This is a genomic window from Leptospira broomii serovar Hurstbridge str. 5399 (genome assembly GCF_000243715.2).
In the GTDB taxonomy this organism is placed as follows: domain Bacteria; phylum Spirochaetota; class Leptospiria; order Leptospirales; family Leptospiraceae; genus Leptospira_B; species Leptospira_B broomii.
The window spans coordinates 1,832,572-1,850,217 of the sequence record NZ_AHMO02000008.1 but is presented as its reverse complement, the minus strand read 5'-3'; the positions used below and the strand labels follow the sequence as shown (position 1 = coordinate 1,850,217).

At 42.8% G+C, this 17,646-nt stretch carries 11 protein-coding genes; 7 read left to right on the top strand and 4 right to left on the bottom strand.

The genetic code is table 11. From position 1 onward, the window contains the following. Positions 1 to 97: 97 nt before the first annotated feature. Complete coding sequence (locus LEP1GSC050_RS14175; protein WP_010571867.1) at positions 98 to 3,271, bottom strand: SpoIIE family protein phosphatase; 3,174 nt, start codon at positions 3,269 to 3,271, stop codon at positions 98 to 100. 343 nt (positions 3,272 to 3,614) lie between these two features. Here LEP1GSC050_RS14175 and LEP1GSC050_RS14170 point away from each other — a divergent pair, with 343 nt between their 5' ends. From LEP1GSC050_RS14170 to rdgB, 4 genes are all read left to right on the top strand, one after another. Continuing rightward, a complete protein-coding gene (locus LEP1GSC050_RS14170; protein ID WP_020987701.1) occupies positions 3,615 to 5,147 on the top strand; it encodes an MBOAT family O-acyltransferase in 1,533 nt (510 codons plus the stop codon). Beyond that, positions 5,137 to 6,408 carry a hypothetical protein gene (locus LEP1GSC050_RS14165; protein ID WP_010571865.1) on the top strand — a complete coding sequence of 424 codons (1,272 nt, stop codon included), beginning with the start codon at positions 5,137 to 5,139 and terminating at the stop codon, positions 6,406 to 6,408. The genes LEP1GSC050_RS14170 and LEP1GSC050_RS14165 overlap by 11 nt, the downstream gene beginning before the upstream one ends. Positions 6,409 to 6,688: 280 nt before the next feature. Beyond that, entirely contained in the window at positions 6,689 to 7,027 is a 339-nt protein-coding gene (locus tag LEP1GSC050_RS14160; RefSeq protein ID WP_010417441.1) for an STAS domain-containing protein, read from the top strand. After that, positions 7,024 to 7,617 (top strand): RdgB/HAM1 family non-canonical purine NTP pyrophosphatase, encoded by a 594-nt coding sequence (gene rdgB / locus LEP1GSC050_RS14155; RefSeq protein ID WP_010571864.1) that lies wholly within the window; start codon positions 7,024 to 7,026, stop codon positions 7,615 to 7,617. Before LEP1GSC050_RS14160 ends, rdgB begins: the two co-directional genes overlap by 4 nt. 4 nt (positions 7,618 to 7,621) lie before the next feature. Here rdgB and LEP1GSC050_RS14150 read toward each other — a convergent pair whose 3' ends face one another. Beyond that, on the bottom strand, positions 7,622 to 9,268 hold the full coding sequence (locus tag LEP1GSC050_RS14150) for an ATP-binding cassette domain-containing protein (RefSeq protein ID WP_010571863.1): 1,647 nt from the start codon (positions 9,266 to 9,268) through the stop codon (positions 7,622 to 7,624). Between the two features lie 441 nt (positions 9,269 to 9,709). Here LEP1GSC050_RS14150 and LEP1GSC050_RS14140 point away from each other — a divergent pair, with 441 nt between their 5' ends. Further along, positions 9,710 to 10,969 (top strand): FAD-dependent oxidoreductase, encoded by a 1,260-nt coding sequence (locus LEP1GSC050_RS14140; RefSeq protein WP_010571861.1) that lies wholly within the window; start codon positions 9,710 to 9,712, stop codon positions 10,967 to 10,969. A 4-nt stretch (positions 10,970 to 10,973) separates the two neighbouring features. Here the strand turns inward: LEP1GSC050_RS14140 and LEP1GSC050_RS14135 are convergent, their stop codons facing one another. Further along, positions 10,974 to 11,822, bottom strand: coding sequence for a class I SAM-dependent methyltransferase (locus LEP1GSC050_RS14135; RefSeq protein ID WP_020987724.1), 849 nt, complete (start codon positions 11,820 to 11,822; stop codon positions 10,974 to 10,976). 101 nt (positions 11,823 to 11,923) lie between these two features. On the opposite strand from LEP1GSC050_RS14135, the gene LEP1GSC050_RS14130 reads away from it, so the two are divergent. Beyond that, entirely contained in the window at positions 11,924 to 14,311 is a 2,388-nt protein-coding gene (locus LEP1GSC050_RS14130; RefSeq protein ID WP_010571859.1) for a transglycosylase domain-containing protein, read from the top strand. On the opposite strand, the gene LEP1GSC050_RS14125 is transcribed toward LEP1GSC050_RS14130, so the two are convergent. Further along, a complete protein-coding gene (locus LEP1GSC050_RS14125; protein ID WP_010571858.1) occupies positions 14,283 to 15,752 on the bottom strand; it encodes an ABC transporter substrate-binding protein in 1,470 nt (489 codons plus the stop codon). The genes LEP1GSC050_RS14130 and LEP1GSC050_RS14125 overlap by 29 nt on opposite strands. Positions 15,753 to 15,761: 9 nt before the next feature. Here LEP1GSC050_RS14125 and LEP1GSC050_RS14120 point away from each other — a divergent pair, with 9 nt between their 5' ends. Beyond that, positions 15,762 to 17,645: an ABC transporter ATP-binding protein gene (locus tag LEP1GSC050_RS14120; RefSeq protein WP_010571857.1), complete on the top strand. Its 1,884-nt coding sequence runs from the start codon at positions 15,762 to 15,764 to the stop codon at positions 17,643 to 17,645. Position 17,646: the final 1 nt, after the last annotated feature.

Genomic DNA, 17,646 nt, shown 5'->3' with positions numbered 1-17,646 from the left:
TATAAAGTATCTTCTAAAATTCTAATGCGACATAGAAAGAATCCCTTTAATTCGGCATCCGGGTAGTCGCATTCGACCGGAGTATATTCTTAAAACATTAATTCTCTCGATCTTCCACTTTATGTTTTCCCGATAAACCGTTTAGCACATCTCTGATTCTTAATATGATTTCGTTTTCCGAGTCCAAAATTTGCGCAGCGATAGTCATTTTTACGGCCCTTTCATAATTTTTAAGGGCAATATAGGTTTGAGCCAAATTAATTAAATTTTTAAGATGTTCGGGTTCTCTTAAATATAATCTCTCCCCGAAATCCTGAGCTTTTCCCAAATCCCCCGCCTTTCTAGCTGCGAAAGAGGCAACATACAGAATTTCCTTATCGACCGGTTTTATATTTAGATAATCTTCCGCATAAAGGACCGCTTTCGGATAATTCTTCATTTTTATAAACAATCGAACGAAATTCTTTTTTACTTCCGGAATGCGACTATCTATCATTTCAGCCTCTTCCAAAAATGACAATGCTTCCTTTATATCTTTATTATTGGCTCGTTCCTTCGCCTGCCGTAAAAATTCCAGAACCTTTTCTCGTTGTGCTTTTTCATTATCCTTAACATTTTGATCGTCTTCCTTAAAAGATAATCTAATCATCGATAGATCGTCCGTTAATACTCCGTGCGAAGTGATTTCAAGATAAATGGATTTAAGATCCCCTTTTCCCTGTTCCACTTTTCTGAGAAATAGTAGCTCGTCATCGTTGATGATTCTTGAACCGTCTTTCTCGGTGCCGATAAGGATATCGTCTCTACCGTCCGAACCGGCGATAATCACATCTCCCGGTTCCAATTGGAAAGTCTTCACATATATTTGGCCGTCAAGCCCGGTAGTTCCTAATTTTCTAAACATCAAATCATCTTCGATAAAACTCGCAATACCGTCCCGGTATAATACTGTCCATGGATGTTCTGCATTAATATAGTATAATATACCGGACTCGTCATCGATGAGTCCTAATACCGTAGATACCAGCATGGATCCGTCAAAACTTTCGAACACCTTATGCAATTCCGTAAACGCGTTCTTCAACCAACGTTCCGGCGATTGCTCCCTCATAGTAGCCGCCATCCTAGTTCTTTCTATGATTGATTCACAAACTGCGCCCAAAACAAGAGCACCGCCGGCTCCTTGCATGGATTTTCCCATCGCGTCGGCATTTAAAAAAATCGTATAGGATCGATCACGCAATCGGATATGGTTTGAGATATTCAAATCTCCGCCTATTTCATCTTCGAATCGTCTAAATGTGAATTTTTTCTTTTGCTCAACAAAGAAATCCACTCTCACATTCTCGGAAACTGCCTTATTCGATCCGAGAGGTTTGATCAAAAGGGATGTTAAGAAGTAATCCCCGTCTTGTTGCTGTTTTAATTCGCGCACCTCTCCCAAGGTCTGCTCCAATTCGCTAGTCCGCTCCTTCACTTTTTCTTCCAATTCATCCGCGTATTGTTCTAAGCGTTTTCTACCTGCCTGAATACTTCGAGCCATTCGATTAAACGATCTGGCCATAAAGCCGATCTCGTCTTCGACTCGAGGAACCAGTCGATAATTTAAGTTTCCTGAATTAACTTCCCGAAGACCGGTCACGATCTCGTCCATAGGTAAAACGAGCGCATTCCTGAAGAAAAACTGAAATCCGACAACGACTACGAGTACCATTCCAACTAATGAAATCACTAAAACCATCGCGGGCTTGTTTTGGAACGCCCTATAATCCCGATAGTCGTAGCCTACCTCGTAGATTTTCCCGTTTCTAGGATTCGAGAAATAGTAGGCTAAATAAAATTGCGGTTTAGGATCTCCCGGTTTGAATAACCGAGTTCCTCGGTAAACTCGTTTACCCTCCTCGTGAATCGGAGAAAGAAAAGATAATACGATTTTGGAAATTTCAGCTTCGCTTTTCCCTTCCTTTATCGCCGCCAAGGCCTTGTCGCGTACGATCGATAGAGTTTCTGAAACCCCGATCGTTTCGGAGGAAAACAATTTTCGGATAGATTGAGAGTCTTTGCGATCTGCAAGGTGGGAAAATTTACTTCTTATGATATTCAACTTCTCATTCGTGCCGCGAAAATAAGTTGCGATATCGGCATCGGAAGCTTCTTGCCTCGATTTTAGAAATGCACGTAAACCTTCGGCATATGCATAAAATTCCCTTGGGGAAGATTTTAAAATGGAATCGATGCGAATAGATCTTTCTAAAGATGAATCCGAACCGACGTTTATTAACTGATTTCGAATTCTGAAAAATTTAGTTTCTAGGTTATCCTCGGAGTTAAATCGAGGATCTTTCGATCCTTTTTCAATTTCGAATTTTCCGGAATCGGGATCGAACGAAGAAACATACGCCAATCCTTGAGGAGATTGATTATTCATCACGGCTAAAACGGTATCTTTATTTTTACTCTCGTCGTATGTTTCCTCGTAACCTTCTAAAATGGAATAACCGACTAACAGATAGCAGACGGCAAAAGTAGCTAAAGAAATTCCAACGATTCTGCTTAAAATCGTGGTTCGTTCCTTAGTGGCGTTTACATACACGATAAGGATCAAGAACATACCGATTACCATGCCTGCATCGAAAGATTGTTGATAAGCGGCTCGTGAAACAGAACCGTCTCGACTCATCGCGTTCAGTATTCCAGGCACGACCGTGACTACGATATAAGCTAACAGAATGTATATTACCGATCGTCTTTCCTTCCCTTTTTCGACGACGGCTTTCCATATAGCGATCACAAGGTACGAGACATCGTAAAATAGGATAATGATCGAAAAATATTTATAAAATACGTGTGTTTCAAAATCCCAATAATGACTCCCTGCAACGAAAGTGCGAGTGGCTCCCAGCGATATTGTAACGTACCAAGCGGTTACGGCTAATACACCTAAATGAAGTAACGCGTAAAAGCTTAAACCTATTTTCAATCCCCTGGATCGGAGTGCGGGAAAGTATATAAAGAAGGCGACAAGTTGGGTAAAACTGATTAAAGGGCCGGCGACGACAATCCACCGATGAAAGATCGTGCTTTCGTCATAGGAAATAAAACCCCAAATATAACCTATATGATGGAAAAAAGAGGATAGGCAGCAGAGACCTAGATGAAAAGCCGCTTTACTTCCGTCTTTAATCGTAAGAAAGAAAAAGGCGACATACAAGCAGAAGAAGGCCGCTAGGATAGAACCGAACGCATAAAAGTTTAAAAAAATAGAATTCATTCTTACAAGATGCTCTGCCGATTAGATGAAGAAATTCGTGCAGAAAAATCAGATAATAAAATCGATTTTTCGATTAAATAATAAATTGTTTCCGTTAGAGTCGATTATCGACTCAGCAGACATAAAAATGCGACTCGTTTAGTGTATTCTCAATATTTATTCTAAACCCGGCTGTGAACTATCTTCCATCCTCGAAGCGCTCGACTGCATCGAACCGAAATATAAGCGAAAAACAAGTGCTTATCGCAAAATCCCGACGGGAATTTTTGGTTCATAAATACCGCCAATGAAGTTGACCTATTGAATTCGCCCGCAAAACTGTCGATGACTCGACTTCAACCCGATGCTTTTCAACACTTTCGTATTTTTACTCTTTTTTCTAGTCGTTTATGCAATCTTTTTGATCTTTGGTCGTTTCGCCAAAAGATACCCTTTGGCCGCAAGAGGCCAAAATCTCTGGTTACTGGCCGCATCCTATTTTTTTTACGGTTGGTGGGACTGGGTTTTTCTTACCCTTATCATCGTAAGTACCTTCGTAGATTATTCCGCAGCACTCGGAATTAACAGCGCTCGAAATCAAACCCAAAAAAGGATCTTTCTTTGGTTCTCGATTCTCGCCAATTTAGGTATTTTATTCACAATGAAGTATTTCAACTTCTTTGCGGACAGCTTCATCTACGAGTGGAACACTTTATCCGGTCTCTTAGGATGGGGCCCAGTCGGGGGAAGCGACTCGTTACTGTTACGATCCATCGTATTACCGGTAGGCATCAGTTTCTACACTTTCCAAACCATGTCTTATACGATCGACGTGTATAGAGGACAGATACCCGCCGAGAAAGATTTTTTTGATTTCGCGTTATTCGTCACCTACTTCCCGCAACTTGTCGCAGGACCGATCGAACGCGCCGGGGATCTGATTCCTCAATTAAAGAAACCTAAATTTCCAAACTCTGCAATTTTATTGGAAGGAGTTTGGGATATTCTTCTCGGTTATTTTTTGAAAGTCTATGTCGCGGATAATTTAGGACCTTTAGTCGATCAGGTTTACTTTCCGAACAAAGAAGCTTACTTAGCCCACCCGGACCACGCTCTCGGTATGGGCGGCGGTCAAGTTCTCTCGGCTACCTTGGGGTTTCTAATACAGATTTACTGCGATTTTGCCGGGTATTCTTTTATCGCATTGGGAATATCTCGTTTCCTGGGAGTTCAACTGACAGTCAATTTCGAGACTCCGGAATATTCTGCCACTCCGATAGAGTTATGGACTCGATGGCACGTAACCTTAAATAGATGGTTTAGAGAGTACGTGTATTTTCCGTTAGGCGGAAGCCGCACGACCAGAACAAAACAAATTCGAAATATACTTTTGGTATTCGGACTTTCCGGCCTTTGGCACGGCGCCAACTGGACGTTCATCACATGGGGACTCTTAAACGGTATTTTTACGGTAATCTATATGAGCATTTTATGGAATTTCCCTCCGACAGCAAATGCTCCCGAAAAACCGATTTGGATCCGAATTCCGGTCGCGATCGGCAGCCGTATGCTAACTTTTTTATTATTCGCTTTAAGTGCCGTCGGTTTTCGAGCCTATGATACGAATCATATGCTCTTACTTTACTCCCAGATTTTTTCACCGTGGAATCTCATCGATCAGGTAAACGGAGTATTATCAGTAGGCCATTATTTCTGGGAGATGCTCCGAATCGCCTTGCCTCTCTTAGTTATCGATTATTTCGTTTATACCCGAAAAGACAGATATTTCCTTTTAAAGAAAGGTCCGATTTTGCAAGCCTTGGTTTTTATTCTATTGTTCGGAACAGTCATACTCAAAGGAATATTCGGAAAAGAGGTTATTTACTTTGCGTTCTAAACTCACCGGATTAATTCTCGCCGTTCTTTTTTTCCTAATACTAGAAGGAATTGTTCGCATACTTCCTAGCCATTATATGGAAGAACCCGAAACATTCTTCGTAAACTATAAGAAAAACTCGATTGAGTCCGGCTCGGGTACGGCTGATGTTATCATCCTGGGAGATTCCAGGAGTATGGCCTTATCAGGAAAGGCCAAGGATAAAAGCGGAGATTATGCCGTATACAACCATAGCCTTCCGGCCATGGGCCCAAGATATTATAAATTTCTTATAGAGAAATATTTGCGGTTCGGGAACAAAAAACCGAAATTACTTTTGTTTGCCGCAAGTCATGTTCTTTATTCCCAAGGATACGGCTTCCCGCTTTATGATCCCTCGGGTCAGAAAACCGCTAAGAACGAAAGCGTACCGATGTACATCGATCGTAGATGGAACGAAGGTTGGCAAAATACTTTCTTTAAGCGGCCGACGGCGTCCTCGCTGGATCCTTTGGATCCTCAGGCTGCCGACACGTTTCTATGGGATTTTTTCGGACAAAGGTATCTCCACCAGTTTTCATTCGCCGAGCTCGCAGGGCAATTTCAAGGCGTGGAACGGATTTTTATCCTATCCAAGGCGGCCCCAATTCTTTACTCGACCTATAAATTTAGGAAGTCCGTAATAAACGCTTTTACGTTTTCCAATTGGAAAACGGAGCGTGACTCCTCCGAATGGATCAAAACTTGCTCTTCCTGCGATGCGATCGAAGCGGGGCAATGCTTGCCTGCCGGTTCTCAGCTACAGGACAATTTCAGGATTCAGGAATGGCTGGATACTTATTACGGAAAATATAATATTTCCAATCGGATGAACCCACTCCAAACCTTTCAATCCAGGGAATACGTAAAACATATATTACAGAAATCGATTGAATCTCAAAATATCGTCACCCCTCACGATTATAGTTCGCTTATAGAATTGATAGAATTTTGCGAGAAAGAGGGAATTCTTTTCGGATTTCTATATATGCCCGGAATACAAGAATTGGAGAATACGAAAAATTCTAAAGCCATCTATTCGGAAGTGGAAGCCCTAATAAAAGGCAGGAAGAACGCCGAATTCTTTTCATTTCCTAGCGCCGGTTATCCCAAAGAGCTTTTTGTGGATTTGATCCATTTCGATTGCAGAGGAGAGGAGCGTTTAAACAGGGAATTTCACGAGTTAGTATTGCCTAAAGTATACAAATTTCTCGACGAGCATTCATTACATCCATCCCTTTAGGGATCTGTCGAAGAATGCTCGATAAATAGGCTTGTCGTTTCGAAAATCGACAGTCATCTTCTTCGGTCTTGAAAGAAATCCATAAAAGACTAGTAACTGCATTTTTTATGTCGGATGAAATCGGATTCGCTTCCATTTCTAGCGAAACTTCACTGAAGTAGCGCCGCACAATTCGATTTTCAGCCTCACCCTAACAAAAGAAAGACGGCAATCTCGGCAAAATATGTTTTTTTGCTTGCTATAAAAAATTCAAATCGGCACACAAGGTTTCGGTACTCACATGGAAATTACGGTTCAAGACGACATTCATATCATCAAGATCTCCGGATCCATCCTCCAATCAGACAGCGAGGAACTGGACCGTAACCTTAGCGATCACAATTTCGACCCCTCCCCTAAAGTCATCATCGATCTTACGGAAGTTAGTCATATCTGCTCGACCGCTCTTGGGATTTTAGTCTCTTATAAGAAAAAATTCAATTCTGCGGAAGGAGATATTATCATCGTCGTGAACGATGAGGATCTGCTTCAACTCTTTGAAATTACGATGCTCGATAAAGTGTTCAAAGTCGTTCCAACGATCGATGACGCTTTTGATGAATTTAAACTGGGAAATTGAAATCCCTCGCAATCGCATCCAATAACGCTCATAAAATTCGAGAAATTCGGTCCATATTAAGCCCTCTAGGAATCGAGCTAAAGACTCCTAGAGAGCTTGGCGTCGAATGCAATCCGGAAGAGACCGGGGCCACCTTTGAAGAAAACGCCTTACTTAAAGCCAGAGAATTATATTCTCTCTGCAAACTTCCATCCTTAGCGGATGATTCGGGTATCTGTGTCGAAGCTCTGGGCGGAGAACCCGGAATCTATTCGGCGAGATTCGGGGGGGAAGGGTTGGACGATGAGGGAAGAGCTCGACTCCTTTTGGAAAGAATGCAAGGTAAAGAAAATCGTGACGCGAAATATGTTTGCGTGATTGCTCTTGTCAACGGCAACTCCGAATCGACTTTTGAAGGCGAATGCAGAGGTAAAATCGCGGAAGATTATGATAGAACTGGATTCGGGTTCGGCTACGATCCTGTATTTTATTTTCCCGCATTCCAAGCTCGTTTTTCACAAGTAAGTGAAGAAAAGAAAAATACGATTTCACATCGTAAAGTCGCTTTGGATAAACTAGTCTCTTATCTGAAAGCGAATCTACAATCGTAGCAAATTAATTCGATTCCGCCAAAACCGGACCGCCAGCAAGTCGTTTGTAGAACTCCACTCCTTCCCGCTCCAGAAATTCTTCGTAAGTTCCTTTAAAGTCGCGAATACCTTCGGTAGTCACTTCAAGCACTCGAGTTGCAATCGAAGATACAAATTCACGGTCATGAGAAACGAATAATACGGTCCCTTCGAACTTGGTCAACGCGTAGTTCAACGATTCGATAGATTCAAGGTCAAGGTGATTGGTGGGTTCGTCCAGTGCGAGAAGATTGTCCTGAGATAGAATCATCCTGCCGAGAATAATTCTGGACTTTTCTCCTCCCGAAAGAACTTGCGTCGGCTTCTTTGCCATTTCTCCGCTAAAAAGCATTCTTCCTAAGATGGCTCGAATCTCTTCCATTTCTGTTCCCGGAGGAGCATACCGATATAACCACTCTACGATCGTATCCGCGTCCTGTCCGATTCCCTCGCGATGATCCTGTGGAAATACCGAAGCTTCTACCGATTCGCCAAAAACCACCGTTCCGGAGTCCGGTTCGATTTCCTTCATTAAAGTTTTAAGAAGCGTTGTTTTACCTACGCCGTTGGTGCCGATAATGGCGATCTTTTCACCTTTCGTAATATTAATGGTAAAGTTCTTAAATATGACTCTGTCTTCATAACCCTTGGAAATTTCGTCGGCGATAATCACGTCCTTACCGAGAGGACGTTTCATCTTAAAGACGATGTACGGAAACTGTCTCGAGGACGGACGAATTTCCACCATATTATCTTTGATCTTTTCAATCATCTTCTGACGAGAAGTCGCCTGCTTCGATTTAGCAGCGTTGGCGCTAAACCGGCTGACAAACTCCTGTAACTCGGCGATTTTTTCCTTAGCACGTTTATTATCTGCAACGCTTCTCTCACGAGAGGCTTGGGCCGCTTCCATATATTCGTCGTAATTTCCCGGATATACCGTCATAGTCTGGTAATCCAAATCCGCAATATGAGTAGCTATCGAGTTAATGAAGTGACGGTCGTGGGATATCACCACAACGACTCCCTTATAATTTAAAAGAAAAGATTCCAGCCAATGAATGGTTTTGATATCCAAGTGGTTGGTAGGTTCGTCCAAGAGTAATACATCAGGTTTTTGGAATAAAACCTGCGCCAATAGGACCCGAAGTTTGAATCCTCCGGTTAAAAAAGAAAGGGTTTGGCTGTGGATGTTGGTCGGAATCCCAAGACCTTCGAGTAATTCACCCGCGACACTTTCGGCTTCGTATCCGCCCATTTCGCCGAAGGATTCTTCCAGTTCGGAAACTCGAATTCCGTCCTCATCCGACATTTCGGGTTTGGAATAAATCTCGTCTCTTTCCTTAGCGATCTCCCAAAGGTCTTTATTACCCATCATGACCGTATTTAGTACGGTTTCGTTTTCGTATTCGTAATGATCCTGTTTAAGGTAGCCGACCTTAACGCCTACATCTATCGCAATCGAACCTGCTGCCGCTTGTTCCAAGCCGGCTAGAATTTTCATGAAAGTCGATTTACCGGATCCGTTAGCTCCGATCAAGCCGTAACGACACCCCTCTTTGAACTTCAAGGTTACGTTTTCAAAGAGGACCTTCTTACCAAAATTTAGGGAAAGACCTGAGACGCTGATCATAAAACCTACCTATCCGTTTAGGCAACTTCCGAAGAAGAAAGGGGGATAATACCAGAGTTCCAAGACCCCCCGAATTTGCCAACTAAAACCGATCTGTTAGAATCGCCTCTTCCGATTACGTAAAAAATTTCCAACAACTTCATGATGTAGGCGATGAATTCATAATATTCGTAGGCACATTCTACGTTCTCGGAAATTCAAGAATTTATACTTTGATAAGCGACCTAAATGAAACTTTCTCCTTCGGATTTTTCTTTCGTAGTCGATCTATAAGGGAAATTAAATTCGTAAACCTGAGTCGGGATGGAATCGCTAAAAAAGGAGAACAGCCCTTAAAATCGAAGAATAATTCCGAGATTCATTCCTATTTTTGTAGTTCCTCTTCCGGATACGTAGCTTTTACCTTGAATTTCCTTTTTCCATTGAGATAGTGAATTACGAATGAAAATTGCAATCATAGGTAGCGGGATAGCAGGTCTTAGCGCTTGTTGGTATTTGGGAAAAGAGCACGAAGTTACGCTAATCGAAAGGCATTCTCTTGTAGGAATGGATGCTCACGGAACCGATTTGGATTGGAACGGTAAATCGATTAGAATCGACGTCCCCTTTCGAGCTTTTAAAAAAAATTATTACCCGTGTCTCCTCGACTTATTCAAAGAGGCGGATATCGCCGTTAGGCCCGTCGACTATTCATTTTCCTTAAACTACGGAGACGGAACGACTTATTTCGGATTCTCGACCTTTGCGTTAGGAGGAAATTTTTTTCCGATACCCTATATCGCTTGCTTCTCAAATTCCAAATCGAGGAAGATATTTTCGGATGCGATGCGATTTTACGAGGAATCGGAAACTCAATTAGAAACATTGAATGAAGAACAGCTGACGATTTCCGATTTTTTGCATAAGTTTCAGTATTCGCGAGAATTCGAAGACCAGTATTTAATACCGATGTTTTCGACCATCAATACTTGTACTTCCGAAAGCGCCAAGAATTACCCTGCAGAAGCCGTGATTCGATATCATTCCAAAGGCCTAAAATTTTTACGATTTTTAACGGCGGAAAAAGGGACTCGAGATATCACGAACCGTTTGGCTTCACGAGCTTCTAAAATACTGTTAAATTCCGAACCGAAACAAATCGTATTAAACGGAAATAAGGTTCGATTGCTATTCGATAACCACGAAGAATATTTCGATCGAGTCGTGATCGCTGCTCCTGCAAATCGAGCGGTTTCCATGCTGCCCGACGAACATGCGAGAGAAAGAGAATTGCTTTCATCGTTCAAGTACGAGTCCTCCGAAGTCGTAACACATTCCGATCCTAAGTTTATGCCAAAACAAAAAAAGCATTGGGCCCCGATGTGCTTCGCTCTTTCCAAGGACGGTTCGAGAGCAACCGCGACGATTTTACTGAATAAGGTTTTGCCCGAAATGAGCGGTAAACCGGTTTTCCAAACTTGGAATCCCATGATCGAACCTCTGCCCAATTCGATTTTGAGTCGTTCGAAATTCGAGCGTCCGGTCATCGATTTAGCCTCGAAGGAAATGATACGGGAATTGAAAGAACTACAGGAGATGCCCGGAAGAAAGGTCTGGCTTTGCGGTTCGTACGCGCGATACGGGATTCCGTTATTGGAAGCCGGAGTATCCACGGCGTTGGACGTAAAAAATTGGGTCGAATCGTCTATCGTTAAAGCCTAGGTCTCTACCGCTTTTTCAAACTATAGATCGCATATCGGAAAAACTTTCGTCTTCGATCCGAGCTGAGAAAGTCGGCAAAGTCGTTATATCGTTTAACGACTTGCCTAGGAAATCTAGAATTTTCCGAATGTACATTCTTTCGAATAAATTCCGCGAACCCGTTAAAAACGAACTCATCGATGTACTCGAATGATTCTTCCTGAAAACCGATCGAAAAATACAGATCCTTCAAAGTCACCATAGTCATCCTGTTTGAAGAAGGAATTCCTGCCATTGAACAAACGATTTTACGAATTGCATCGTTCCACCAATTTAACGTTTCTCCGTTTAGGATAATTTCCGCAGAAGCAAAAATTCCGTTCGATCTGAGAATTCGAAACGCTTCTTCCATAAAGCGCTTTCGATTTGGGAAGAAATAAGCGCTATCCAAACAAACTATCTTATCGTAGCTAGCGGCGGGAATTCTATTTAGGAATTCGATACTCTCGAGACGAAGATCCACCGTAAGATTTCTCGACTCGAGCATTCTCTGAGCAAACTGAAATTGTTCGGTAGATGAATTAATCGCAGTTATACGTTCCGGCAAAACGCAAAATTTCCGATTCCAAACGAGAAGCTGATCTCCGCAACCGAATCCTAAATCTAGGAGAAGATCGGAAGAAGAAAGTTTGGCCTTCTCTCCGATTAGAAGCGCCAAATCTAAGCATGCCGTCGGATAATCCGTAGTGTCCTTCCAGTATCCTAGATTTGCCCAAGAGGTTCCGCCTAAGCCGTTCAAATAAAGATGAGTCAACGTACTTGGAGCCGCATCGACTTTCCTGCGAAAGAATAAACTCATACCATGTCGAAGCATGTTGATTCCGGATAGTAAGCAAAGCTTTTTAAGGAGAGGTTTCTACCGAAAAAAGGACTTTCCCTTTGTTTCAACATAACGGAAACTACCACAGACCCACCATGAACAAAGAACGCATATTCCGGACAATTTCCTCTTTATTACATTCCGCAAAAGAGAATTGGAAATCCATCCTAAAATACGGAACCGTCATTGGGCTCATTGTCGCCGCATTTTTGATCGGAGGTTCTTACGTTGTCTGGTTGACCAAGCAAGACGACGTGATTCGTAACTTGGAAACGTTCCAGAAGGAAGTCTCCAACGTATACGATCCGAATCAAAGTAAACCGATTCGAATTCTGGATAAAAACGGTAAACTGATCGGGGAATTTTCCCGTAGAAAATTTAAACCGATCCGAACCGACAATCTTAATAATCATGGAAACATAATATGGGCCCTTTTGAGTTCGGAAGACCAGGATTTTTACGATCATGGAGGCGTCAATTATACGTCTTTGATACGGGCGATCATCGTAAATTTGACTACCTTCCGCAAGCAAGGCGGCTCGACCATCACTCAGCAGTTGGCTAAACTTACTTTGGATCTGGGAGCTAGAAATGTATTCAATAAGCTCACAGAATTTTATTGTACATTCTATCTAGAGAATCGCTTCGATAAAAAAACGATTCTCGCAATGTATTTAAATCGAATATTTTTGGGAGAGGGAAATACCGGAGTCGAGGAAGCATCAAGGTACTATTTTAACAAACCCGCGCGTGAACTCACGCCAGCAGAGGCGGCGCTCCTAGTCGGAACGATTCCTGCACCTTCCAACTATAATGCCGTTAGAAATCCAAGAATAGCATTTAAGCGTCAACGTATGGTAATGTTTTTAATGGCGGAAAATAAATCCTTACACCCCAATCCGAACGCAATTGAAAAGGATTTCGAACGAAAAATAGATTCAAATATTAGAAAATTTAAAACTTTCTATAAAGTGGAAGAAACGAAAGAGGATGAGGATAAGCTAACCGTAATTTCCGAAATCGGCAAATACGGCTTCGACAAAGACTTTAATATAAATCTTGCCCCCGATTTCAATTTTAGCGTTCGTCAGTTTGTGATAGAAAATTTTTCGGAAATGGATCTTGAAACCAGAGGGTTAAACGTCTATACGACGTTGGACTACGATAAACAGGAAGCCGCCGAAAAAGCCCTGCGAGAAGGAATCGAAGGAGTTCGGAAAAAACTCTCCGATGAAAAGGCCGCATATTTAAAATCCGGCAAAAACGAAGAAGTCGCGATACAAAAGAAAATCGTGGAGAATATGAACGGAAGTTTAATTTCCATCAACCCGTCCAACGGTTATGTCGAAGCTTTGGTCGGTAGTTATAAAATATCGAACATCTTTAGAATGAATCGCGCAGTCTATGCGGTTCGGCAGCCAGGCTCGGTAATCAAGGCTTTAGTATATCTTCTTGCATTTGAAAAAAGAGTTATCACTCCCACGTCCGTCGTAAAGGACGAAGAAATCAAGATAAGAGGCTACTCTCCGAAAAATTGGTATGCCGGATACAGAGGAGAAATGCAGGCGAGAGTGGCTTTCGCCCAATCGGTGAACACAGTTGCAGTAAAATTATTAAACGAAGTCGGTGTGGGAACTTTTTTGGACACTCTTGGAAAAATTCTAAGCTTAGACAAATCCGAATTAGACAAACGTTTTCAACCGAATTTGTCTCTCGCTTTGGGCTCGGGGGAACTTTCACCCAAAGAACTCGCCACCATTTACGCAACCATCGCCAACCTGGGCAAAAAAGTGAAGCCGATCGAGATATTACGGATAACCGATTATGAAGGCTCCGAACTTTTTTCTATCCCCCCTGTGAATTCAAACGAGGCCGAACAGATACTCGATCCCGTCGCTTGCGCAATGGTTTTGAATTTATTGGAAGCGGTCGTTTCGGAGGAAGGAACGATGAAAATCGGCCTTAAGGGAGAAGATCGGTTTCCAATGGGAGGAAAAACGGGTACGGTTCAATCTCCCAAGGAAGCAAGAAAGCGTTGGGGAAATCGTAAGGGTGTTCGAGATGCATGGTTTGCAGGAGTAAATCCGAACTTAGTCACGACTGTTTGGATCGGAAACGATGCCGGCGCTCCCTTTCCCGGATCCGGCTCCGGTATCAGTGGTTCGGTTTGGTATAAGTACGTTTCTTATGTAGCTCGTACGATCGGTTTCGGCGAAACTCTAATTCCGCCGTTTAACGGTGATTTTGTGAAGGTGGATATTTGCGCCGATACAGGCGGTTTACTCGCGGGAGAAAGCGATTGTCGTCACCCGTTGTACGGACAATATTTCTATATAGGGGATCAGCCTGCGTCGACTGCGGCAATTCCGATAAAAGAAAGCGAAGAAATTACCGGCGGTCATTCGAACGAAGCTTTATCGGGTGAAGATTCCGTAGAGTTGGAAATGCCCGAAGCTAAGGAAGATCGGACGGACGATCCGTAAGTTTTTGAATACGATCCCCGGTCAGATAAAGTTCATAGGGAGACCAGAGAAAAATCCAAGGCGCATCTTCGCCAACTATCTCCAGTGCCTTCCTGTCGAAGCTTGTAAGATTCATCGTGTCCGACTGTCTCACTTCGGTTAATAAACCCTCCATTTCTTTGTTGAAATAAAAGGACCGGTTTCCGCCGTTTCCGAAGCGATCACCTGCAAAAAGAGGATCTATAAAATTCCAAGCTCCCGGCAGGTCCGCATACCAGAAAAGAAGAGTCAGGTCTCCTTTTCCGTCCCCGTTTTCCTTGTATAAGGGCGCTTTTTCCATCGGATGAATTTTTACTTTCAACCCGATATCGCGAAGATAACGCACAAGCGCCGAGCCGTTTGCTTGATTTTCCTCGTCTCCACGCATCCGAAAATCAAGCTCTTTCTCCAAAATTTCAGGATAGCAGGTGGACTTTTCCAAAAAATATTTAGCTTTTTGAATATTATAAGGATATAACTCTTCAATTTCCGAGCCGAGAAATTCTTTAGCGATCGATTGCGGAAACGGACCGATCGAAACTTCTCCCTTTCCTTCCAATAGGACTTTCAAAATCATTCTCTTATCGATCGCGTAATTTACGGCTTTCCTAAAATTTCGATCAAAGCAAGGTTCTTTTCCGTTAATTGCAACATATTGAACTCCCCCACCCTTTCGAACCAAGATCGAATCTTCTTTGACGTTTCCGTTTCTGAGCAAGAAATTCGGAAGACGCATTAAGTCGAGTTGACCTTTCGTATATAGAAAGATCCCGGTAGTCGCTTGAGGAAGAATTCTGAATAAAAGTTCCGGCGCAATCGCCGTGGTTCGATTTTCATTTGCGGCTAAGCGTAAAAAATTATTTCGTTTCCATTCTTTTAAGGAAAAGTCGCCGCATCCTTTCTCAGGAGGACCGCAATAAATCGCAGCTTGCGAAAGCGCAAGTTTCTCGAGTGCCTCCCTCAAACCTCCTTTGAAAAATAAACTCACCGTACGCGAATTCTTTATCGTTCCCCCCATTAAAAAGGAATACGCACTTCGTCTAGGTCCGGGAGTATTTCGCAAGCGATTTAGGGAAGCGAGTACGACGTTCGCATCGATCGATTTTCCATCCGCCGCTTTTCTAGGGTGAATCGTTATCTCAAGAATACGAGTGTCGCCCGAAGAACTCGGTAAGACTCGATAGGATTTTGCCAGAGCTGGCGTAATTTTTCCCAACCGGTCGAAGGAAAATAAGTTTGGATACAGATACTTTAGAATGATTCGAGAGGATAAGTCCGTAGATCGAATCGGATCCAAAGAAATGGGATCCGACGGCAATGAGAATATAAGTTCGTCCTGCCTATCTATGCCTTTTCCGCAATCGTAAAAAAGAAGGGACAAAACAAGGAAAGCTAGGGAAAAGGGTTGAGGAGGAAAAAACATTCCGGACCTATGAACGTCTATAGACGCCTCTTGGGGTATTCCTTCAAGTACAAATACAGATTACTGACCGGTATTGTCCTATCTTTCCTCGTTTCGATTCTGAACGGGGCTTCCCTGACTAGTATCATCCCCATTTTCGATGCAATCGGAAAAGGAGGCAAAACCGAATTCGAGATCTCTCTAACCAAAAAGGATAAACTGTTATTAGAACGAAAATCCTCCGGAGAAAGTCTGACCGGTTTAGATCAGATCGAAGAATATCTGGCTTCGGCCAAAGTTAAAACCAACGACTATCTGCACTCCCTATCGAAAGATCAGCTGGTACTATTATTTTGCTGGATCATTTTTCCCGTTTACGTTGCAAAATTGGTCTTTCTAGCCGGAGCCGTATATTGTATCAATTCCGCGGGATATTTAGCCGTTCGAGATCTCCGAGAAGAGCTATATTCCAAAGCCCAGGAACTCCCACTCAATCAATTTGTACAGGAAAAGACCGGTATCTTCATGAGCCGAATCATCAACGATGTCGAGGTTCTCGCAAAACTGATTAGTTCGGATCTAAAAGATGCGATTACCGATTTCTTCTATATCGTTACCCACCTTGCTTTCTTACTTTTTTTAAGCTGGAAAATGTTCTTAGCGGTAATCGTAGTCGTTCCGTTAGTAATGGGACCGGTCTCTGCGTTTGCCGATCGGATTCGACGCGCGACGAGAAATCAGCAGGAAAGATTATCCTCCTTAAACGGGCACTTGCAGGAGGTCATTTCCGGCATCCGCGTTATTCGAGCCTTCTCCATGGAGAAGACGGAAGCTTCTAGATTTTGGGACATTAACAAAGATTTATCCGAGAAAACGTTTAAAGGACATTTTTATCATCAGATCGGTCCCTCTCTTGTCGAGCTATCCAGTTCCATAGTTGCCGTTATTTTCCTGAGTTTTGGAGCCTATCTAATGGAGGAGGAGGATTTTTCACTCGGAAAGTTTATGGTATTCTTTCTTACCTTAGTTTTCCTAACACGACCCTTTAAACAAATGGGAATGCTTTCCAACTCGATTCAAAGTGCGGTAGCTGCCGGAGAAAGAGTCTTCGACCTACTCGATAGCGAAACCGATATTCAACAACCAAAGAATCCGATTATACCTAAACGTCTGGCGAAAGAATTCAAATTCGAAAACGTTAGTTATTCCTACCCGGGTGCAAAAAATCCCGCTTTATCCAACTTAGATTTGGTAATTCCTAGAGGAGCAACGATCGCCCTCGTGGGGGCCTCGGGTGCAGGAAAATCCACGATCGTGGATTTAATTCCTCGATTAATCGATCCGACGGAAGGAACGATTAGTTGGGACGGTATCGACTTAAGAAAATTGGATTTAGCGACGTTACGTAAGAAAATCTCCATCGTAAACCAACAAGTATTTCTCTTTAACGGAAGTATTCGAGAGAATATATGTTACGGAAGCTCTAACGTTACGGAAGAAAAATTAAGAGGGGCGGCCGATCTAGCCTTCGCGACCGAGTTCATCCTTTCTTTTGAAGACGGATTCGAAACAACCGTCGGCGAACGGGGAGTCATGCTTTCCGGCGGACAGAGGCAAAGAATATCGATTGCCAGGGCTTTATTAAATAATCCTGAAATTCTAATTTTAGACGAAGCCACTTCGGCCCTGGATACGGAATCGGAAAGAGTCGTTCAACAAGCTTTGGAATCGCTATATAAAAACAGGACCGTCGTAATAATCGCTCACCGTTTATCGACAGTACAAATCGCCGATACCATATTTGCTATGGAAAACGGATGCATCGTCGAATCCGGAAGTCACTCCGAATTGATGCAAACGGACGGAAAATATAAAAAACTCTACGAAATGCAATTCGCAGAGTCGCCGGTTTAAA

What these genes read in the sequence shown, in the direction of transcription:
- LEP1GSC050_RS14120 (WP_010571857.1), top strand. Translation starts at nt 15,762, where the DNA reads ATGAACGTCTATAGACGCCTCTTGGGGTATTCCTTCAAGTACAAATAC.
- LEP1GSC050_RS14130 (WP_010571859.1), top strand. Translation starts at nt 11,924, where the DNA reads ATGAACAAAGAACGCATATTCCGGACAATTTCCTCTTTATTACATTCC.
- LEP1GSC050_RS14160 (WP_010417441.1), top strand. Translation starts at nt 6,689, where the DNA reads ATGGAAATTACGGTTCAAGACGACATTCATATCATCAAGATCTCCGGA.
- LEP1GSC050_RS14140 (WP_010571861.1), top strand. Translation starts at nt 9,710, where the DNA reads ATGAAAATTGCAATCATAGGTAGCGGGATAGCAGGTCTTAGCGCTTGT.
- LEP1GSC050_RS14135 (WP_020987724.1), bottom strand. Translation starts at nt 11,822, where the DNA reads ATGCTTCGACATGGTATGAGTTTATTCTTTCGCAGGAAAGTCGATGCG.
- LEP1GSC050_RS14175 (WP_010571867.1), bottom strand. Translation starts at nt 3,271, where the DNA reads ATGAATTCTATTTTTTTAAACTTTTATGCGTTCGGTTCTATCCTAGCG.
- LEP1GSC050_RS14150 (WP_010571863.1), bottom strand. Translation starts at nt 9,268, where the DNA reads ATGATCAGCGTCTCAGGTCTTTCCCTAAATTTTGGTAAGAAGGTCCTC.
- LEP1GSC050_RS14170 (WP_020987701.1), top strand. Translation starts at nt 3,615, where the DNA reads ATGCTTTTCAACACTTTCGTATTTTTACTCTTTTTTCTAGTCGTTTAT.
- LEP1GSC050_RS14125 (WP_010571858.1), bottom strand. Translation starts at nt 15,752, where the DNA reads ATGTTTTTTCCTCCTCAACCCTTTTCCCTAGCTTTCCTTGTTTTGTCC.